Here is a 20529-nt window from a genome sequence, read left to right as displayed (position 1 = left end):
CCTCTCAGGCCAGTGCGGTTTTTAAGGCCTCAAGATTCTGCTCCATGATGGACAGATAACTCGCGCCTGCGGCCACATCGTCGGCGGTAACAGACTGCATGGAGTTGAGAACAAGGATCTGCTGATTTTTGGCAGTGGTGTTGTCCACCACGGTGCGGGCGATGTTGTGGGTGGCGGTTTCGGTGGTCAGCACACAGGGGAGCGACAGCGCATCCACTTTTTCGGCCAGAAACGCAACAGTCTCAAAGCTGGCTTCCGTTTCCGCCGAGCAGCCGGAAAATGCCGCATAGTAAGAAAGGCCGTAATCATCCATCAGATAGCGGAAGGGGAAGCGGTCCGCAAAGAGCAGGGTATGGTTGGAAGCGGAATCCACAACCGCCTGATACTGCCCGTCCAGTTCGGTCAGCTTTTGGATATAGGCGCTGGCATTTTCCGCATAAGCATCGCGATGGTCAGGGTCGATTTGCCCCAGCGTGTCGGCGATGGCATTGCACAGAATAACAGCGTGCTTCAAAGACAGCCAGATGTGTTCGTCGTCATGCGCATGGGTACACTCTTCAGAATGCTCGTGCTCATCATGCTCATCTGTGTGCTCATCATGGGGTTCATCCTCGTGGGAATGAAGGTGCGCGGTTTCCTGCATCCCTTCCACGGTCTCCTCGGCTTTTACCTGATCGCTCAGCAGGTCCATCAGATTTACAGCCACCAGGTCGGGGTCTGTGGCGTGAGACAATGCATCCTCCACCCAGGCGTCCGATTCACCGCCGGTATAGATGAACAGATCGCATCCGGAGATGGTGACCATATCGTCGGCCGTGGGCTGAAAGCTGTGAAGGTCAACACCATTATCCAAGAGCATGGTCAGCTCCACATGGTCGGCTTGATCGCCCAGGATCTGCCGTACCCAATCGTATTCCGGGAAAATGGTGGTGACGATTCGCAGCTTTTTGCCGTCATTTTCAGGTGCGGCTGCAGGGTGACAACCGGTCAGAAAACCGGCTGCTATGACAAGAGAAAGAAGGATGGAAATGATTCGATTCATGAAAAGAAAACCTCCGAATTCAAACAAAAAACGAAAAAAGGGCGCAAAAATACAAGGGGTCCGGCAGTGCCGGGCACACCTGCTTAAAATGGGCAGACGGATCCCCCTTGTGGTTCGTTTTTGTTTAATTCAGCAGTTTTACTTTTTGGGAAACCAGAGAAGATGCAACGGATACATACGGACGACGCAGAATCAGCAGCAGAGCAAAGAAGCACAGCACACCAAAGCCTGCGGGTTTTGCGCAGGCGCTGGAAAGCTGAGATAAAAGGGTCTGGCAGGTCTGGATCTGGTGGCAGATGGCGCAATGCTCTCTGCTGCAATCGTGGTTTGTTTCCAGAGCAATGAAAAAGACGGAGAAGAGCAGGGCAGCTGCCACAAGCACAGTGGCGCAAATGGCAGCAAAGCGGTTTTTCTGGTGCATGTTCTTCTCCCTCCTTCGGGCATCGCAAAGCGATGGTTATTTTTGATGGCAGCTTTGGCAGGTGCCGTATAAAACAGTGTTGAGAATATCCAGATCAAATCCATCCAGTTCAGCCATGGCACGTGTCAGCCGCGCGGTATGCTCTGAATTCATGTGGAAGGTTTTTCCGCAGCAGGTGCAGGTCATGTGCAGATGAGAATGGCAATCCGGCGTGCCGATATACTGATAATAGGCTGCTCGTCCGCCGGATTTTATGCTCTTGCGGATAAGGCCTTTTGTCTCCAGCTGGGAAAGATTCCGATAAACGGCGCTGAGACTGATCTGCTGTTCGTGCAGCGCCTGGGCGATCTGCTGCACAGAGAGCAGCTGATCCGGGTGCTGTTCCAAAAAGTCGACCAAAAGGTCCCGCTGGCGAGTGTCGTAGTTTTTCATTGACGCACCCTCTTTGAATTTGCGAATTATTTGCAAATTAGGATAGCATCCCCGATGCTGTTTTGTCAAGCGGAAGTTCGCTTTAACGGTATGCTTCCGGGACGATTCAGGTTCTGCGTGAAATATTCCGAGCGATGCCGAAAAAGAGGGGGGGCGGCATACTCAACGGTGTGGATATCCTACGCAGAGCAAAAAAGCCCTGCTCAGCAAAGGGCTGAACAGGGCTTGGAAAAGGGTCGATCAGGGGAAATCGGGTTCATTCAGATGGGATCAGCCGCCGCAGTCTGGGTGTGTGGCGGCGCTCTTCGGTGTTATTGTTCTTTTTTGCGCTGAATCAGGAAGCTCCCGGCCAGTGCAGCCGAACCGGCAGCCAGCACAACCACCCACAGAACCAGATTGCTCTCGTCGCCGGTGGCGGGGGAGCCCGGTGCGGTGGAAGGAGCGGGGCTGGCGGTGGGGGCAGTGTAGACCCCCTTCACATTCGGGTAGCCGGAAATCTGCTCGGTGACAACCTTTCCGCAGTAGTCGCAGCGGTAACCCGCATCGGTGGCGGTCCAGTCGTGGTGGCCGCAGCTCTGGCAGGTATAGTAGCGGGTGTTATCGGTGGCAGGAGCCGCCTGAATGGTGAATTCCGCAGCCGCTGTGCCGGTATCGGAAACGATAGCCAGTGTGTGCTTGCCCACGGACAGGGTTTCCAGATATTCGGCTTTCAGGGTGACAATGGTGCTGCCTTCCTTTACGGTGTAGTTGGCAGCATCCAGGTCTTTGCCGTCCACCTGAACCTTCCGGAAGTGTTTATAAGCTGCATTGGAAGTAAAGGAAAGACCATCCTTTGTGCCTTTCTGCCAGCTACCGTTTGCCCCGGCTGTGATAACGACCTTGAAATCAGAAGAAATCGCGCCGCAGACGGTGCATTTGCCGTTGTCATAGCTGTGGCCGGTGGCCGGAATGTCTGCCACATCCTTCGTATCCGTGTAGGTCTGACCATTAAATTCAACGGCCGCTGTATAGGTGGTCACGCCTTTTTCCGTACAGGTGGCGGGCGTTTTTACCTTCGATGTAACGGTTACCTTCGGAGTTTCCTTGTGGGCTGCATCGTTTTTGCAGGTAAAGGTTACGGTGCAGGTCTTTCCATCCTCCGACCAGCTCCACTCCGGTTCGCCATAGCTGTGACCGGTGGCCGGAATGTCTGCCACATCCTTCGTATCCGTGTAGGTCTGACCATTAAATTCAACGGTTCCTGTATAAGTGGTTACGCCTTTTTCCGTGCAGGTGGCAGGGGTCTTTTCTGCCGATGTTACAGTTACCTTCGGAGTTTCCTTGTGGGCTGCATCGTTTTTGCAGGTAAAGGTTACGGTGCATGTTTTTCCATCCTCCGACCAGCTCCACTCCGGTTCACCATAGCTGTGACCGGTGGCCGGAATGTCAGCAAGCACCTTTGTCTGTGTCGCTGCCCAACCAGCCTCAAAGGTAGCCGTATAGGTGGTTTCGCCTTTCTCTGTGCAGGTTGGCGCTTTGGTCTGTGCGCCTGTTACCGTTGCAGTGGCTGTTTCGGCATGAGTGCTGTCATTTTTGCAGGTACGGGTAGCAGTACAGGTGCTTCCGTCATCGTTCCATGCGTAAACCGCATCGTTCCAATCATGATTGATTGCGCTAATAATCCAGGAATCCTTTGCAATTTCGGTATCACCGTTGGCGTCGCTGAAGTATTTACCGCAGGTGTCGCAAGTCCAGTATTCTTCGTTTCCATTCACTGTGCAGGTTGGTGCTTTATATTCGGTCTTTACCAAATTATGTTTTACCGTGAGGAGAGCGGCATCACTTGTCACTTCATCTATGCTGTTTTTTATAACACAACGGTATTGAGTGCCGCTCTTGTCCATTGTGGTTTTCCCTGTGGTATAGGTGGCGTTGGTTTCGCCTGCAATATCTGTCCAACTATTTCCGTTATCGGTGCTTTGCTGCCACTGATAGGACAACGGCTCGGTGCCGGTGACTTTCACGGTAAAGGTGGCAGTTTCATTTTCTTTTACTTCCACATCTTGTGGTTGGGTGGTAATAGTGGGGGCGATTTTGAGCGTGCCATTGCCGGTCGTTGTGCCTTCCAGCTTGCCGCCGCTCTCTACAGTGATTGTGCCATCGTTGGTCAAAGTCTTTCCATCCGGGACAGTCAGGCTGGCGTCCTTTCCGACGGTCAGGGTCTCGTCCCCGTTGATGGTGAGGTCGTCCTGCAATTCCACTTTGCCGTACACAGTGCCATTCTTGCCGTTAAAGACGATACCTCCGTTGCCATCGCTGCCTGCACCAACCTGAACACCCGTTTCCGAATTGTTAGTCATTATTTTACTGTTTCTTGTATCCACCACTGCGTTGCCGCTGACGGTCAGGCTGGAAGTACCAGCATTGTTCTTGTCAGACCAATAATAGTAAATTCCGACATGACCATTGCCACCGGTGGTCAGGCTGCCATTATTTACCGTAATAGTAGAAGTGGATGATGCGTCGGTACTAGAGATTAGATAAACTCCATAATGGGCAGGAGATGAAGCTGTAACATCCGCACCGTCGATATCCAGGTTCATATCCTTTGAACTACAAAGCGTAATTCCTGAACTACTCCCTTTCGGTTCGACATCTAAGCTGCCAGGACCCGCAATAGACAAGGAGACATCTCCAGTCGTGGACTCTACACGAATCCCGCCGGTTCCCGTTATGGTACTCGTTCCTTGGGATACTACTATTTTGAGAGAAACATCGGCAGTTTGACTAAAGGCAATCACGCTACCGTAATAGGTGTAACCTTCTGCAACATTCACAGTTTGATTGTTAGTAATCTCTGCCTCATTCAGCGTAAGGGTGAAGGTGGCGGCGTCATAGGAAAACTGACCGTTGGCAGGTTCTGTACCGTCAACCTTTGTCCAAGTTCCATTTTGGTTTTCATAGCAGCCGCTTTCTGTGATTTGCTGACCGCCTATAAACAACTTGATTTCGCCGGTTCGCAAAGTTGGTGCTGTCAACAACAGAGCTGCACCGACGCAAACCTTGTCCAGTTCAGCACCCTCCACCGAGCAAACGGGACAATCTGCATTGATTTCTTCCTCGGTGCAGAGGGTTTCACAGGTACATCCTTCCGGCTGTGCGTCGGACGGAGTTGCCGGGTTCCCGTTGTCCTGTGCATTGCAAATCTCGCAAACATAGGTGCAAGGCGATCCCGCTGTGGCGGGAACATAGCCGCAGGCTTCGTCGTGAATGTGATTGCAGGCTTCCGGGTCAATCAGCCCGCCGCAGCTCTCATCGTGTTCATGGGAACAGGGAATTTCCGCTGTCCCCTCGGTGTAACCGCAATCAGCGGTGTGTTCGGTGTGATGTTCGCACAGCCCGCTTGTGCCTGCAATCACAATGCTGTCCTGTACGCCTGCTTCGGCAAACGCCGTCGTCGGCAGCAGAGACACGATCATGCACAGGCTGACAATTGCTGCAAACAATCGCTTTCCGGGTGATCGGCCACGCAGCGGTTTTGCTTGTCCTTTCATATTCTTTCCTCCTCGTGTTTTTGTTGGCAGTGGAATCGGCAGACCCTGCCTCTCTTCCGTGGTCTGCTGCCCGCTTATGCCGGGAAAACGCGAAGGCTTTCCTCCATTATTATTATAACATGCGCCCCACCGGCTTGAGAGTACCCGTTTCAGAGGCCAAATCGGGTACAGGCAAAGGGGAATCAGCGCAGCATGAAGCCCTTCAGATCCTGCCGGTGCTGAATTCCCAAAGCGCTCATGGCGTTGGAAATATATCGTTTTACCGTGTTGGGCGAAAAGCCCAGATGGTCGGCAATCTCCTGATTCGTCCAGCCCCGTGCCGCCAGCATGGCAATGGTGAACTCGGTGGTGGAAAGGTTGTCCGCCACGTTGTCTCCGGTATCCGGGTTGTGAATCTTTCGCCAACCGGCGGAGAACTGATAGGTGATCTGAATAATCCGGTCGAAGTCCCCGGGCCACCGGGGCTTGATGACTGCTTCCAGCATTCCGCCCAGCAGGCCGTGGTGCTCGCCAAAGCCTTCGATCAGGTCATCGGGTTGGGCCAGTGCCCAGGCGGCCAGCAGGTGATCCTGCGCCTGCCGGGTCTGTTTCAGGCTCATGTAGTCCATAACCGCCACCAGATGCAGATAAATCGCCGGAATGGGGTAGACCTTCGCGCCCATGGCCAGCGCCCCCTCAACCATGCCCGCGCTCAGGGCATACTCCTCTTTCAGATACAGGTAGTGGGCCTGCACATACAGGGCAAAGGCTCGCAGCCCCGGCGGCAGCAGGGGCAAAAAATCGCCGGCGGGCGGCATTTCCTCCGGCATGGGCAGATGAAGCAGCACCGCCGCCGAAGCGGCCGCAAAGGCTGCGGCGGCAGCCTGCTTCTGCTTTCCGGCCCGGGCCAGAGTGGTTTGCAGTTCGCCCAACGCCACCCGGGCCTGCTGGATCTGGCCCAGCGTCAGGTTGGCGTAGGCATAAATCAGGCAGGCGGAAAGCCGGGCGTCCCGATCCGGGCAGGTCAGGTAGAGCTCCGCCTGCCGGGCGGCCTTTTCGGCCTGCCCGCTGAAATAAAGGTATTCCGCGGTGGCAATGTCCCGCCGGGGGCCCTTTGGCATGGCGGCAATGGCGGCCCGGCACCGCCCCGGCTGAAAGGCGGTGTTCATCAGAGGCATCAAGGCTTCGCCCACCGGCTGACCGGCAGGCCGGGGCTGGGCAGGGGTTTTGCGGCGGGCGTCGGCAGGCTTTGCCGCGTCGGCCGGAATCTGCCAGGCCATGCCAAATTTCTGTGCGCCGGGCACCCGGCCTCTGGTGCAGTAGGATTGCACCTGCCGCACGGTAACGCCCCAGGCTTCGGCGGCCTGCTGTACGGTCATATAGGTCATGAAAACACCTCCTGAACAGAAATTATATGGTTCGTCACGGCGAAGGATATGGCGGCGCTGTAAAAAAACAATTGCCGGAAAATACTTCGCAGCTGCGTATAATATCATTATGCGCGTTCAAACGCTTTGGCGCAAGGGCAGCCGTCTTTTTTCGCTTGTGCCGGCCAGTGCCTGCACAGAGAAGCCGGCGGGAGAAACATGACCCTGTTTTGCCTGCATCTGAACAAAAATTGTAAAGCAAACAGGGCAGGAGCAACGCTTCTGGAGTTGTATTCTTCCTGTGTGATTGTGTATAGCTTTGTGGCCTTCCCCTATACTAATACTGTTACTGCAGCATTACTTGGAGGGAACAGCGATCATGGAACTTACGTCAATTGGGAAGAATATACGGAAGTTCCGGCATGCGCGCAGTCTCCGGCTGGAGGATCTGGCCGAAAAAGCCGGGTTGAGCGTAAATTATGTGGGCGCTCTGGAGCGGGGAGAAAAATTCCCCTCGCTTGGTTCATTCATTTTGATCGCAAATGCACTGGAGGTATCGGCGGATCTGCTGCTGGCGGATGTGCTTACCGCAGGCTATACCGTTAAAGAATCCCTTCTGGCGGAAAAGCTGGATGGCCTGAGCGTTCCTCAGCGGAATCAGGTTTACACGGTGCTGGATGCACTTCTTCAAACCATTCAATAGGTTAAAAAAACTGGATATTTGTATGTTCGTGTGCTATATTTGTATCATTAGGGCGTTTGCTGCGTTAAAGATAAAAACGTGCACAATCCTGCAGAACAATCATGCGCGGCGTTGTGTGTGAAGGACGAGGCGTTTGAATAATGGAATTAGAGCAGTTTCAGGCACAGAGCGATCCGACCGGATGGATGGAGCAGATCAGCCAGAGCACAGGGGACTACTATTATTTCTATGATTTCTCCACGGGGCTGGTCCATTTCACCTGGAATGCTCTGAAAGCGACGCATATTTTTCAACTGGAAAAACCGGTGTGCACATTGGAGCAGTGGTGCGAACATGTGGATGACCGGGATGTTTCCCGCCTGAAACGGGTGGTGGAGGATCTTTTGAACGGAAGGCTCAAGAGCTATTCCTTTAATTACCGGGTCAAGAACTGTTGCGGAGAGAGTGTCTGGATTAACAGCCGGGGAAAGGCGTTCCAAAATGAAAAAGGCAAGATTGCCTATGCGCTGGGCCGCCTGTCCAGCGGTGCCGCCCGTGAAGAGGAAAGGTTCAACAGCCAGAAGCTGCGGGAAGAGCTGGAAGGCTATCTGACACAGGCTCATCCCGGTTTTCTCCTGTTAATTGGCGTGGATAATCTGCGCACTCTGAATCTGAAAAACGGGCGGGATTTTGGCGATGCCATTTTGCGGGATGTGAAATTTATCCTGCAGGATGAGGTGCCCGAGGGCTGCGAGGTTTACCGGATCAGCGGCGACTGGTTTGCGGTCAATCTGCCCGATCTGACGGCGGTAAAGGTGAGCCGCATTTTCGCAAAGGCCCGGGAGCGGCTGCACGGTCAGTGCACCATTTCGGCGGGATGCGTTTCCTTCACAGACTATCATGTGGACGATAAGGACACACTGCTGCAATATGTGGAGTTTTCGCTGGAGGACGCCAAAAACCACGGCAAGGACCGGATGAGCTTTTTCTCGCCGGAAAATTACGAGGAGCAGCTGCGGAGCCTGGAGCTGAAAGAGGAGCTGCGCAGATGTATTGACGAGGGCTTTACCGGCTTTTCGCTGGAGTATCAGCCTCAGCTTGGTCTGGGCGATTGCACGGTATACGGGGCCGAAGCACTGCTTCGGTTTACCTCTCCGCGAAAGGGGCGGGTGTCGCCCGCAGAGTTCATTCCGCTGCTGGAACAGAACGGTCTGATCTGTGAAGTGGGGCTCTGGGTGCTGAAAGAGACGCTGCAGGCCTGCAAAAAATGGCGGGAGGTCATGCCGGGTCTGCATGTGAGCGTGAACATGTCTTATGTGCAGCTGACACAGGAATCCATTGAGGAAGATGTGCTGGAGGTGCTGCGTTCCAGCGGCCTGCCGGGCGATGCGCTCACCATCGAAGTGACCGAAAGCATGCAGCTGCAGGATTACCCTTACCTGAACAAGATATTCCACCGCTGGAAGGAAGCGGGGATCGAGATTTCGGTGGATGATTTCGGCACCGGCTATTCCAGCCTGGGGCGTTTGAAAAACATGGAGGTCGACGAGATCAAGGTCGACCGCAGTTTTGTGACCAATATCCAGAGAAGCGCCTACAATTACCGGCTGCTGAGCAATATCATTGAGCTGGCAAACGGTTCGCAGATCCGCGTCTGCTGCGAAGGCGTGGAAACGGTGGAGGAGCTGGAGGTTCTTCGGAAGCTCAAACCGGAACTGGTTCAGGGCTTTTTGCTGGCAAAGCCCTGCCCGGAGGACAAGTTTGCGGAAGCCTGCATCAGAATCCGGAATCTGGATTTGAAAAAGGAGCCTGAGCTGCCGGCCCGGCAGAGAACGGAAGCCGGGGCGGGCGAGGAGCTTGCCGGGGTGCAGGATGATGTGGCCGAGATCATTCTGAATGCGGAAAATGATGTGTTCTATCTGAGCGATCTGACCAGCTACGAGCTTTACTATCTGAATCCCGCAGGGCAGCGCCTGTTCGGCGTGCAGGATTACAAAGGCGAAAAATGCTATAAAATCCTGCATGGAAAAAACGCACCCTGCGATTTCTGCACCAACGATGTGATCAGCAAGGATTCCTTTTATATCTGGGAAAACCAGAACGAGTACTGCGGCCGCCATTTCCTTCTGAAGGATCGAATCGTTCAGTATCGGGGCATCCCAACCCGGATGGAAGTTGCGCTGGATGTGACAAAGCAGGAATATGTGAGCCAGAATGCGCGGGAACGGCTGTTCTTTGCCGAGAAAATTGCGGATTATCTGGATACACTGTCCCGCCATGCAGACTTTGAAAAGGCTGTGAATCAGGTGCTGGCGTCGGTGGGCGATTTTTATCAGGCGGATCGCGCTTATCTGTTTGAACCGGCGTCGGAGCACGACGGCCACTGGAACAACACCTTTGAATGGTGCGCGCAGGGCGTCGTTCCCCAAAGAGATGCCCTGCAGCGGGTGCCACCTCAGGCTGTGAGCCGCTGGATGGAGATCTTCAAGAAGGAGCAGTCGGTAATCATTCTGAATCTGGCCCCGCTCCAGCAGGCTTCGCCGCACGAATGGGCGGTGCTGGAACGCCAGAATATCCAGCGGCTGATTGTGGCCCCCCTGCGGGAAAACGGAACAACCATCGGCTTCATCGGTGTGGACAATCCCCGCACCTGCATCCACGATGATACCCATGTTCGGGTGCTTGCCAGCTTTTTGTTGGCCCGAATCCGGCAGGATCGGAACGAGCACCGCTATCAGGTGCTTTTGCAGCATAGCAACGAGGATCTGCTGCAAAGCCTTCAGGTGGGCTTCTGGAGCATCCGGCGGGATCAGGGAAAGGCTTCCCGGATGATTGTGAACGACACCATGGAAAAGGTGCTGGAATTCGAGCAGTCCGATACGCCGGTGCAGCGCTACAGCTACTGGTATGACCGGATCCCCGAGGAGGAAAGAAAAACGGTGGATCGGGCGCTGGAACAAATGCGAACCGCCGGCACGGTGGTGCAGGTGTGTTTCCCCTGGAATCATCCCCGGCTTGGCCGGGTCACCCTGCGCTTTTCCGGGCTGGTTCTTGAAGACGGTGAGCAATACTGCAAATGGAAAGGGTATTGCCGTCTGGTCGATTGATAAACAAAGGAGAGCATTATTTGAAGCAGATACTGATTGGATTACTGGTATACTGGGTGCTGATCAGCCTGATTTCCGTGGCCGTATGTGCCTGGGATAAACGTCAGGCGAAAAAGGGCGGGCGCAGAGTTCCGGAAAACACCCTGCTGCTGCTTTGTGTGCTGGGCGGAAGCGCCGCGTTCTGGGCGGCGATGTATCGTTTCCACCACAAGACCCGCAAGCCGAAATTTTATCTGGGCGTTCCAGCCATTTTACTTGCGCAGGTTGCAATTGCAATCTGGCTTCTGGTTCGCTGATGTGCAGAATACATATAATCATATAAAAGAAATCCGGAGCCGCATCGAATACGGTTCCGGATTTTTTATATGATTCAGTTTTTCAATTGCCTGGCTCCGCCGCCTGCTGCGGCTGGCAGACAATCAGACACGCAGGCTGGCGCCTTCGCCGGTGCCGGTGCTGTCGTCAAACTCATAGGTGTTGCCGGGCAGCACCGCGTTGAGCAGAATGCCAGCAATGGCGGCGATGGCCAGACCGGACAGGTTGATGGTCACATTGGCGACGGTGAAGCTCAGACCGCCCACCGAGTTGAAGCCCAGGGCGCAGACCAGAATGACCGCGGCGATGATCAGGTTGCGGGAGTTGGTGAAGTCCACCTGATTTTCCACCACGTTGCGCACGCCGATCGCGGAGATCATGCCATACAGCACAAAGCTGATGCCGCCGATGATGCCGGCGGGGATGGAATTGATGATGGCGTCGAACTTGGGGCTGAAGCTCAGGATCATGGCGAATACGGCCGCAATGCGGACTACCCGGGGATCGTAAATTTTGGTCAGAGCCAGAACACCGGTGTTTTCGCCGTAGGTGGTGTTGGAGGGGCCGCCGAGCAGACCGGCCATGCTGGTGGCAAGGCCATCGCCCAGCAGGGTGCGGTTCAGGCCGGGGTCACGGATGAAGTTTTTGCCCACAGTGGCGCTGATGGAGGCCACGTCGCCCACATGCTCCATCATGGTAGCCAGAGCAATGGGCACGATGGTCAGCACTGCACTGATGAATTCGGGGCTTCCATCAATGGCAAACAGGCCCATGGCCTTGGGGTTCAGGGGGATGCCGAACCAGTCTGCCTGCATTACGCCGGAGAAGTCCACCGCACCGGTGACCAGAGCCACCACATAAGAAACGAGAACGCCCAGCAGGATGGGAAGAATTTTGATCATGCCCTTGCCCCAGATGTTGCACACGATTACGGTGCCCAGAGCCACAAAGGCCAGCAGCCAGTTGGTCTGGCAGTTGGTGATGGCGGAGGGAGCCAGAATCAGACCGATGGCGATGATGATGGGGCCGGTCACCACAGGAGGGAACAGCTTCATGATGCGACGGATGCCGAATACCGAAATCAGCAGGCTGAACACCACATACACCAGACCGCTCAGCGCTACACCCGCACAGGCGTAGGGCAGCATTTCGGTGTTGGGAATGGTCTGCTGGCCGCTTTCATCCACCAGCATGGGCGCGACGATGGCAAAACCGCCCAGATAAGCAAACGAGGAACCCAGAAAAGCGGGAACCTTGCCGCCGGTGATCAGATGAAACAGCAGCGTGCCCAGACCGGCACACAGCAGAGTGGTGGAAACGCTCAGTCCGGTAATCAGGGGTACAAGCACGGTTGCGCCAAACATGGCGAACATATGCTGCAGGCCAAGAACCAATACGCGAGGTTTGCCCAGCGAAGTTGCATCATAGATGCCCTGAGAATAGTCGGTGGATGGCGGTGTGTTTTTTGTTTCCTTGCTCATAGAAGAAAAAGCCTCCTCATTTTTATACGGACGTTCCGCACCGCGCCGTACATAGTCAACTTATCCTATCAAAAACAGGACCTTGATGCAGGGCCGCTTTTGAAAAAAACCAGAGCAAAAAACTGGCAGATTAACCAAAAAGATGGGCTTTGCCCCGGTTAGTCATAACCGCAGGCAAAGCCCATCGTTAAACAATTGATTTTATTGATTGAAATGGAACCGGTCAATACTGTGCAAATCCGCTCAGCTCGTCCGGGCCGGTGATGCCGGTATCCATGGCCTTACTGCGGGCCGCGGCATACAGCTCTGCGTAGGTGGCCTGGGCATAGGGATTTACAAAAATCCCGCCGATCAGGATGATCGCGCCCAGCAGATACCAGCCGATAAAGGACAGATCCAGCACGAAGATGTCCATCTTCTCGCCGTCAGTCATGGCAATGCTCAGCTCTTTGGCACGGTCAAAGCTCATGTAGGGGTTTTCTGCCAGCAGATAGGGGATATAGTAATATTGATATTCCTTATAAATGCCGGGAATCAGGCAAAGCAGACTCCACAGAAAGATGAACAGATTCCGCAGGAACATGACCTTGACCACATTCAGGTAGGCGTCCTTGTTGCTGAACACCGAGAACAGGCTGCTGAACGGGGGAGTGCCGCAGCGGTTTTCCATCATATAGCGGCACTGTGCCACCCGCATGGGGCCGCCCACGAAGATTCCCCAGGCCAGGCCCAGCAGGCCGACTACGATAACAATGACCCATAAGACAGAGAAGATAAGTGACCAGTAGGGATCATAACCAAAATTGTCCAACTCCAGAAGCTGGGTCGGCAGATTGATATTCACCGCACCACTGGAGCCGGCACCCAGCAGACCACATACCAGACAGGCCACAAATACCCGCCAATAGCTGCCGCGCAGCACATTGCGTGCGTTGCTTTTTAAAAGTTTACGAGACCAATACATAAAATCGCCTCCTCAAAGGTTGCTGTTTGTTGTATCATTATAGCATGAAGTGTGTTTTCTGCCTAGGAGCTGTGAAAAAGAAAGGAGGCCGAAAAGCAATTGCAGCCCGGGCAGCAGGAATTGATTCTGAAATGCAGAAAGCGAGGTGTTGTATAGTTTGACAAAAACATTGTTATCGTTCTAACAATGTTTGGGAAACTGGTGTATTGTTATTCAATTAACAATATGGTATCATGTTGTCAGTGGGGCAGGGCAGGAAAAATGTCGCCCCGGTTGTTTTGAATCAATCGTTTGAAAGGATGGCAGAACCAATGGCAGAACAGAAGAAAGCTAAGGTTGAAACCGTAGAGAACGGCAAGTCCGAAGTTCAGGTAATGATCGACGGTCTGGTCGAAAAGGCCCAGAAGGCTCTTCAGGAGTTTTTGAGCTATGATCAGGAGACCATCGACCACATCGTTCACGAGATGGCTCTGGCCGGCCTGGACAAGCACCAGGAACTGGCACGCATGGCTGTGGAAGAGACCGGCCGCGGCGTGTATGAAGATAAAGTTATCAAGAACATGTTTGCCACCGAGTACATCTGGCACAACATCAAGAAGGAAAAGACCGCTGGCATCCTGGAAGAGAACGACATGGAAGGCTATGTGGAAGTTGCTGAGCCCGTGGGCGTAATCTGCGGTGTTACTCCCACCACCAACCCCACCTCCACCACCCTGTTCAAATGTCTGATCGCGGTTAAGACCCGCAACCCCATCATCTTCGGCTTCCATCCCTCCGCTCAGAAGTGCAGCGCCGAGGCCGCCCGCATCGTTTACGAAGCTGCCGTTAAGGCCGGCGCCCCCGAGAACTGCATCCAGTGGATCGACAAGCCCAGCATCGAGGCTACCGGTGCTCTGATGAATCATCCCGGTGTTGCCACCATCCTGGCCACCGGTGGCCCTGGCATGGTACAGGCTGCTTACTCCTGCGGCAAGCCCGCTCTGGGCGTTGGCGCCGGCAACGTGCCCTGCTTCATCGAGAAGACTGCGGACCTGCATCGCGCTTGCACCGACCTGATGATGTCCAAGACCTTCGACAACGGCATGATCTGCGCTTCCGAGCAGGCTGTCATCGTTGCCAAGGAGCTGACCAAGGACTTCGAGGATTACATGAAGAAGAACAACTGCTACTTCCTGAATCCCGAAGAAGTTGAGAAGCTGACCAAGTACATGTTCCCCGACCCCAACAAGGGCGTGTTCGCTCCCGTTGTTGGTAAGTCCGCTAACTGGATCGCCGAGCAGGCTGGTCTGAAGGTTCCCGAGAAGACCAAGATCCTGATCGCTCCTCTGCCCGAACCCTCCGAGCAGTACCCCCTGAGCAAGGAGAAGCTGAGCCCCGTTCTGGCCTACTTCGTAGCCAAGGACAACGAGCAGGGCTTCGCTTACGCCAACAAGATGCTGGAGCTGGGCGGCCTGGGCCATTCTGCTGTTATCCACACCGGCGACATGAAGGTTGCCGACGAGTACGGCATCGCCATGCGCGTTGGTCGTATCATCGTGAACAGCCCCTCTTCTCAGGGTGCTATCGGTGATATCTACAACACCAATACTCCTTCTCTGACCCTGGGCTGCGGCAGCTACGGTAAGAACTCCGTGAGCCAGAACGTTACTACCGTCAACCTGGTCAACAAAAAGCGCATTGCGAAACGGAGAGTTAATATGCAGTGGTTCAAGGTTCCCCCGAAGATCTATTTCGAGGAAGATTCCATCCAGTACCTGGAGAAGATGGAGGGCATCAGCCGCGCCTTCATCGTAACTGACCCCGTAATGGTTCAGCTGGGCAACGTGAACAAGATCCTGCATTACCTGCGTAAGCGTGAGCAGTACTGCCACAGCGAGATCTACTCCGACGTTGAGAGCGATCCCAGCGTAGAGTGCATCATGCGCGGCGTGGAGGCCATGCGTGCCTTCAATCCCGACGTGATCATCGCCATCGGCGGTGGTAGCGCCATCGACGCTGCCAAGGGTATGTGGCTGTTCTACGAGCATCCCGAAACCAGCTTCGACGGTCTGCGTCAGCGCTTCCTGGATATCCGTAAGCGCGCCTTCAAGTTCCCCAAGCTGGGCGCCAAGACCAAGCTGGTCGCTATCCCCACCACTTCCGGTACCGGTTCTGAGGTTACCAGCTTCTCCGTTATCACCGACAAGAAGAATGGCAACATCAAGTATCCTCTGGCCGACTACGCTCTGACTCCCGACGTGGCCATCATCGATCCTCAGTTCACCCGCAGCATGCCCAAGAGCATCGTTGCCGACACTGGTCTGGACGTTCTGACCCACGCCATCGAGGCCTACGTTTCCGTCATGGCCAGCGACTACACCGATGGTCTGGCTCTGCAGGCCACCGAGATGGTATTCCACTACCTGAAGGCTTCCTACAACGGTGACAACCTGGCCCGCGAGAAGATGCACAACGCTTCCTGCATCGCCGGTATGGCCTTCACCAACGCCTTCCTGGGCCTGAACCACTCCATGGCTCATAAGCTGGGCGGTGAGTTCCACATCCCCCATGGTCGTGCCAACGCCATCCTGCTGCCCTACGTGATCGCTTACAATGCGACCCGTCCCACCAAGTTTGCTGCGTTCCCCAAGTACAAGGAGTACATCGCCGACGAGCGTTACGCTAAGCTGGCTTGGCGCTGCGGCCTGTGCAACGTGGGCACCGAGACTCAGACCGCTGTGAACAGCCTGATCGAGGCCGTTCGCAACCTGATGAAGGCTACCGATCGTCCCATGACCATCCGCGATTGCGGCATCTCTGAGGAAGAGTTCCTGGCCAAGGTGGACGAGCTGTCCTACAAGGCTTTCGAGGACCAGTGCACCACCGCTAACCCGGTGTACCCCCTGGTCAGCGAGATCAAGGAGCTGTACCTGAAGGCTTACTACGGCAACTAATCGATCGCATAAACACAAAAAGAGGCGGCCGCAAGGCTGCCTCTTTTTGAATGCTCCGGCAAAGCGGCGCTCGGATTCAGGCCCACAACAGGGGAGAAAAGAGAAAAATCGAACGCGTTAAATTTTTTTGAAAATTCTTTGAAAAAAGAGTTGACATCTGTCGAGGGATGCGCTATAATAAACAATGTCGCCGGTGAGAACACCGGGCCAGACGTCCGGGTGTAGCGCAGTTTGGTAGCGCGCTTGAATGGGGTTCAAGAGGCCGTGAGTTCGACTCTCGCCACTCGGACCAAAGCCATCAGCCGAAAGGCTGGTGGTTTTTTTGTTGCTGTAATGCGGGTTTGCGGGCGGTTCCGAGGTGGGAACTGCCCGCAAACCTTTTCTTTTTCCTGGCTATTTTTCCCCTGTTTTGGGGGCCATAATGAATCAATAATGAATGGATTCATTGCGTTGTGCGGCCTGTGCCGGTCTTATTAACAAAAGTCCATAAAATAGGCCGCATCGCCTGCTTTTTGCAAATGGAGATTGAATATCTTTGCACTCCTGAGCAAGGGGAAAGTCACAGTTGTTCTCCTCTGTATTTATTGCAGAGATGGTCGGTATCGAATTGTCACAGGATGATATCCTCAACCAAAACCACGGTAAAACGGTCAGAGGATGATATGTTGCCAAAGAAAAGGCTGACTGTACTTGAATAGACGAAATAATTAACTCAGTTGCCAATGGGCACTCTCGTTTTGAAGTTCCACCATACGACGGTAGAGTCCTCCATGCTTTAGCAGCTCTGCAGGTGTACCTTGCTCAGCTACATGGCCGTTTTCCAGAACTACAATGTGATCGGCCCCTGCCACAGTTCGCATTCGGTGGGCAATAACCAAAACTGTTTTTCCTGCCAAAAGGCGGGAGAGTGCACTCTGCACCTTTGTCTCGTTTTCTACATCCAGGCTGGCGGTAGCCTCATCCAGTAGGACGATGGGAGCATTCTTCAAAAGAGCTCGGGCAATGGAGATGCGCTGCCGCTCTCCGCCAGAGAGTTTTGTACCATTTTCCCCGATGGGAGTATCATACCCCTGGGGCAGGCGACAGATGAATTCTTCACAGTTTGCGGCTGCGGCTGCGGCCCGTACTTCTTCGTCGGAGGCACCTCGCTTGCCCAAACGAATGTTTTCCATCACTGTGTCGTCAAAGAGCACCACGTCCTGGAACACCATAGAGTAATCGGTCAGCAATGCTTCCGGATCCACCGTAGAAATGTCCACGCCGCCTACTTTGATGTTTCCTTCTGTTACATCCCACAGTCGGGCGGCCAGTCGGGCACAGGTACTTTTACCGGATCCGGAGGGACCTACCAAGGCGGTCACTTCGCCCTCCCGAGCGGTAAAACTCACCCCATCCAGCACTTTTTTCTTGTCATAGGCAAAGCCCACGTGGTCGAACTCAATATCGTGGCCCTTGGGCTGAAACACCTCTGCACCCTCAGCCGTGGGGGTGTCGTAGATCTCGTTCATGCGGTCGGCGGATACTTGGGACACAAACATTTCAGCGATGAGAGCCAGGCTCTGGTCAAAAGGCGCATACACGCGGGTGATAACCAGCAGGAACAAAAACAGCAGCATGAAGTCGATTTGCCCGGAAAGAATCAGGCTGGCTCCCACCAGGATGGTGGTGGCTACCCCTAGACGCATGATGACGCTGGCCGCATTGACGAAGATGCCGGTTCCCAGCTCACCCTGGATGGTGACCTTCTCATGGCCGTCGATCTTCTGATTGAGCCCGGCCAGATAGCGCTCCTCCTGATTGGTGGCGCGGATCTCGCGGACATTTTCCAGGGCTTCCTGAATTCCGTCGGAGACACGGATCGCGGCTTTTTTCGTCCGCTCGGAGGTCCGGGCGGAAATCCTCCGGGTGCCGAACAACAGACCGAAGGCCACCGGCACACCCCACAGGCAGGCGATGGCCAGCCGCCAGTCATACACCAGCAGGCACACCGCGATAATCGCCGTGGAGAGATAGGCCCCGTACAGATAGCCCAGCACATGGGACCAGACATGCTCCATGCGGTTTACATCGCCCATAATGGTCTCGGTCAGATCTGCGAGATCACGCTTGCCGAAGTAGCCCAAAGGCAGTTTGCGCAGCCGCTCCGCCAGACTGAGACGGGTGGATTTCACCTCGTTATAGACCAGTCCATAGGTGGCGTAGTACTGCTGCAGATGAGTCACAAAGGAAAGAATCAGGAACACAGCCACCAGCCCGAGCGGGAGGGCTGCGTTGGGCAGCGGCTGGTCGTCTGTGAAGGTTCCCATCAGGCCGTACATCAGCAGATACAGGATGCTCATGCCGCCCATGACGACAAGGTTGACGATGACCGTCCAGAATGCGCCCTTTTTGACATTTTTTACGCCCTGGTCGGTGAGGGCGTATTTCCTCTGAACCTTTTTGCTGAACATATTCTTCACCCCTCTCTCACTGTTCGCTGGTGATTTTCCACTGGACCGCCTGGTTGTAATCCGCCCACATCCGAGCATAGAGGCCGCCGGCGGCAGTCAGCTCCTGATGGGAGCCCTGCTCCACGATGCGTCCCTCCTCCAGCACCAGAATCTTGTCCGCACCGACCACAGTAGACAGACGGTGGGCAATCATGATAACGGTGCGGCCACGGGTCAACTCGGTAAACGCCTTTTGGATTAACGCCTCGTTCTCAGGGTCAGCAAAGGCGGTGGCTTCATCGAGAACCACGATGGGTGCATCCTTCAGGATGGCCCGGGCCAGGGCGATGCGCTGCTGCTCGCCGCCGGAAAGATAAGTCCCCTCGGAGCCGATCAGGGTGTCCATGCCCTGGGGCAGTTTCTCCAGAATGTCCTCACACTGGGCGGCCTTCAACGCCGAGAGCACCTGCTCCCGGGTGGCGTTGGGACGGGCAGCCCGGACATTCTCCAAAATGGAGGCTTTGAATAGGCGGCTGTTCTGGAACACAAAGGCGATTTGATCCATGAGCACATGGGGATCGATCTGCCGCACATCCACGCCGCCCACCTTCACTACGCCAGAGGTGGCGTCCCAGAAGCGGGGGATCAGGCTGGCAGCGGTGGTCTTGCCGCCGCCGGAGGGTCCTACCAGGGCTACGGTCTGTCCCGGCTCCGCTGTGAAGGACACATGGGAGAGGGCGGAGGTCTGGGCCCCGTCGTAAGTAAAGCTCACATCTTCAAATTCTACACGGCTGCTTCCGGGGGATTGGGGGTGTTCAGGCACTTTCAGTTCAGGAGCGCACATGACCTGGTCAATGCGCCCCAGCGCAGTACTGGCCAGCATCATACCGGATGCGGCAAACATGATTTTGGCAAGCGCGGTGGAAATGATGGCGGAGAACACTGCGTAAAAGGCGAAGTTTGCAATAAATCCCGCAAAGTCACCGCCGGCCAGAGCTCCGGGAGCCAGGAAAAGAGCCGCAGGCACCAGGAACACAAAAGCGCCCTCGGTAAAGGTCAGATTGATGGACTGGGGCACACGGCACACATCGCCCTGATAGTGCTCCGCTTTGGAACTGTAATCCTCAATGGCCTCCTGAAAGGCTTTGAAGGAATAAACGGTCTGCTGGAAAATCTTGACCACCGGAATGCCCCGGACATACTCGGTGCCTGCCTTGGTCATGCGATCCTGGGCTGCCTGATACTCTGCCATCAGTTTGGCGTTTTTGCCGCCCATCATGGAGAACATGGCAATCATGGAAATCACCGCCGCCAGCAGGCAGGCCGCGCCCATCCGCCAATCAAAGACGAACATCAGCACCAGCATGGACACGAACAGGGTGATGGTGCCTACGATGTCCGCCAGATTGTGGGCAAGCAAGGTCTCCGTATCGGCCGCCGCCGCATCCAGCCGTCCCCGGATGAGGCCGGAGGCATTGGAGTCGAAGAAGCCCAGCGGGGCTTTCATCACATGGGCAACGCCTCGCTTGCGGATGTTGGCTGCTGTGCGGAAGGCCGCCAGATGGGTACACATCAATCCTGCAAAGTACAGGACGATGCCGGCCACCGCAAAGGCAAACGCCAGCCAGCCGTATTGTGCGATGTCCTGCGCCCGGGTCCAGTCCGGCGCTACGGCGATCAGATCCCGAGCCACCAGCCAGATGCAGATGTAGGGTGCCATGCTCAACAGCATGGACACCGCCGACAGGGTCAGCCCCAGGAAGGTCAGCCCCTTGTGACTGCCTGCGTAGTCCAGCAGGACCGCAACATCACTCTTTTTCTTCTGCTTCATGAAAAAACCTCCT

At 55.0% G+C, this 20529-nt stretch carries 13 protein-coding genes and 1 tRNA gene; 5 read left to right on the top strand and 9 right to left on the bottom strand.

The window, feature by feature from the left end; all coding sequences use genetic code 11:
* Positions 1 to 4 precede the first annotated feature (4 nt).
* The 5 genes from ACESYO_RS09960 to ACESYO_RS09940 form a co-directional block, all read right to left on the bottom strand.
* Positions 5 to 1042, bottom strand: coding sequence for a metal ABC transporter substrate-binding protein (locus ACESYO_RS09960; protein WP_373209873.1), 1038 nt, complete (start codon positions 1040 to 1042; stop codon positions 5 to 7).
* Positions 1043 to 1166: 124 nt separating this feature from the next.
* Positions 1167 to 1463: a hypothetical protein gene (locus tag ACESYO_RS09955; protein WP_058964377.1), complete on the bottom strand. Its 297-nt coding sequence runs from the start codon at positions 1461 to 1463 to the stop codon at positions 1167 to 1169.
* A gap of 36 nt (positions 1464 to 1499) precedes the next feature.
* Positions 1500 to 1964: a Fur family transcriptional regulator gene (locus tag ACESYO_RS09950; RefSeq protein ID WP_373209874.1), complete on the bottom strand. Its 465-nt coding sequence runs from the start codon at positions 1962 to 1964 to the stop codon at positions 1500 to 1502.
* A 242-nt stretch (positions 1965 to 2206) separates the two neighbouring features.
* Positions 2207 to 5428 (bottom strand): hypothetical protein, encoded by a 3222-nt coding sequence (locus ACESYO_RS09945; RefSeq protein ID WP_373209875.1) that lies wholly within the window; start codon positions 5426 to 5428, stop codon positions 2207 to 2209.
* Between the two features lie 182 nt (positions 5429 to 5610).
* Entirely contained in the window at positions 5611 to 6795 is a 1185-nt protein-coding gene (locus ACESYO_RS09940) for a LuxR C-terminal-related transcriptional regulator (protein WP_373209876.1), read from the bottom strand.
* 358 nt (positions 6796 to 7153) lie between these two features.
* Between ACESYO_RS09940 and ACESYO_RS09935 the strand changes: the two genes are divergently transcribed.
* From ACESYO_RS09935 to ACESYO_RS09925, 3 genes are all read left to right on the top strand, one after another.
* On the top strand, positions 7154 to 7477 hold the full coding sequence (locus ACESYO_RS09935) for a helix-turn-helix domain-containing protein (protein ID WP_087184652.1): 324 nt from the start codon (positions 7154 to 7156) through the stop codon (positions 7475 to 7477).
* 140 nt (positions 7478 to 7617) lie between these two features.
* On the top strand, positions 7618 to 10563 hold the full coding sequence (locus ACESYO_RS09930) for an EAL domain-containing protein (protein WP_373209877.1): 2946 nt from the start codon (positions 7618 to 7620) through the stop codon (positions 10561 to 10563).
* Positions 10533 to 10859, top strand: a complete 327-nt coding sequence (locus ACESYO_RS09925; RefSeq protein ID WP_373211258.1) for a DUF1294 domain-containing protein — start codon at positions 10533 to 10535, stop codon at positions 10857 to 10859. Before ACESYO_RS09930 ends, ACESYO_RS09925 begins: the two co-directional genes overlap by 31 nt.
* A gap of 123 nt (positions 10860 to 10982) precedes the next feature.
* On the opposite strand, the gene ACESYO_RS09920 is transcribed toward ACESYO_RS09925, so the two are convergent.
* Positions 10983 to 12359 (bottom strand): uracil-xanthine permease family protein, encoded by a 1377-nt coding sequence (locus tag ACESYO_RS09920; RefSeq protein ID WP_373209878.1) that lies wholly within the window; start codon positions 12357 to 12359, stop codon positions 10983 to 10985.
* Between the two features lie 223 nt (positions 12360 to 12582).
* Positions 12583 to 13323 (bottom strand): DUF975 family protein, encoded by a 741-nt coding sequence (locus ACESYO_RS09915; protein WP_373209879.1) that lies wholly within the window; start codon positions 13321 to 13323, stop codon positions 12583 to 12585.
* A 311-nt stretch (positions 13324 to 13634) separates the two neighbouring features.
* On the opposite strand from ACESYO_RS09915, the gene adhE reads away from it, so the two are divergent.
* Together adhE and ACESYO_RS09905 are read left to right on the top strand one after the other, a co-directional pair.
* A complete protein-coding gene (gene adhE, locus ACESYO_RS09910) occupies positions 13635 to 16256 on the top strand; it encodes a bifunctional acetaldehyde-CoA/alcohol dehydrogenase (RefSeq protein ID WP_058964369.1) in 2622 nt (873 codons plus the stop codon).
* A 215-nt stretch (positions 16257 to 16471) separates the two neighbouring features.
* Positions 16472 to 16548, top strand: a tRNA-Pro gene (locus ACESYO_RS09905).
* Between the two features lie 415 nt (positions 16549 to 16963).
* Here the strand turns inward: ACESYO_RS09905 and ACESYO_RS09900 are convergent.
* On the bottom strand, positions 16964 to 18706 hold the full coding sequence (locus tag ACESYO_RS09900; RefSeq protein WP_291243388.1) for an ABC transporter ATP-binding protein: 1743 nt from the start codon (positions 18704 to 18706) through the stop codon (positions 16964 to 16966).
* Positions 18707 to 18722: 16 nt separating this feature from the next.
* The gene (locus tag ACESYO_RS09895) at positions 18723 to 20516 is read right to left on the bottom strand and encodes an ABC transporter ATP-binding protein (protein ID WP_058964367.1); all 1794 of its coding nucleotides are present in this window, start codon (positions 20514 to 20516) and stop codon (positions 18723 to 18725) included.
* Positions 20517 to 20529 lie beyond the last annotated feature (13 nt).

The organism is Allofournierella massiliensis (genome assembly GCF_964241245.1).
GTDB classification, from domain to species: Bacteria; Bacillota; Clostridia; order Oscillospirales; family Ruminococcaceae; genus Allofournierella; species Allofournierella massiliensis.
The sequence above is the reverse complement of the archived record's forward strand: the minus strand, read 5'-3'. Positions and strand labels throughout refer to the sequence as shown.

Coding starts and splice junctions, on each gene's coding strand:
- ACESYO_RS09960 (WP_373209873.1), bottom strand. CDS start 1,042: ATGAATCGAATCATTTCCATCCTTCTTTCTCTTGTCATAGCAGCCGGT.
- ACESYO_RS09955 (WP_058964377.1), bottom strand. CDS start 1,463: ATGCACCAGAAAAACCGCTTTGCTGCCATTTGCGCCACTGTGCTTGTG.
- ACESYO_RS09945 (WP_373209875.1), bottom strand. CDS start 5,428: ATGAAAGGACAAGCAAAACCGCTGCGTGGCCGATCACCCGGAAAGCGA.
- ACESYO_RS09940 (WP_373209876.1), bottom strand. CDS start 6,795: ATGACCTATATGACCGTACAGCAGGCCGCCGAAGCCTGGGGCGTTACC.
- ACESYO_RS09935 (WP_087184652.1), top strand. CDS start 7,154: ATGGAACTTACGTCAATTGGGAAGAATATACGGAAGTTCCGGCATGCG.
- ACESYO_RS09930 (WP_373209877.1), top strand. CDS start 7,618: ATGGAATTAGAGCAGTTTCAGGCACAGAGCGATCCGACCGGATGGATG.
- ACESYO_RS09925 (WP_373211258.1), top strand. CDS start 10,533: ATGGAAAGGGTATTGCCGTCTGGTCGATTGATAAACAAAGGAGAGCAT.
- ACESYO_RS09920 (WP_373209878.1), bottom strand. CDS start 12,359: ATGAGCAAGGAAACAAAAAACACACCGCCATCCACCGACTATTCTCAG.
- ACESYO_RS09915 (WP_373209879.1), bottom strand. CDS start 13,323: ATGTATTGGTCTCGTAAACTTTTAAAAAGCAACGCACGCAATGTGCTG.
- adhE (WP_058964369.1), top strand. CDS start 13,635: ATGGCAGAACAGAAGAAAGCTAAGGTTGAAACCGTAGAGAACGGCAAG.
- ACESYO_RS09900 (WP_291243388.1), bottom strand. CDS start 18,706: ATGTTCAGCAAAAAGGTTCAGAGGAAATACGCCCTCACCGACCAGGGC.
- ACESYO_RS09895 (WP_058964367.1), bottom strand. CDS start 20,516: ATGAAGCAGAAGAAAAAGAGTGATGTTGCGGTCCTGCTGGACTACGCA.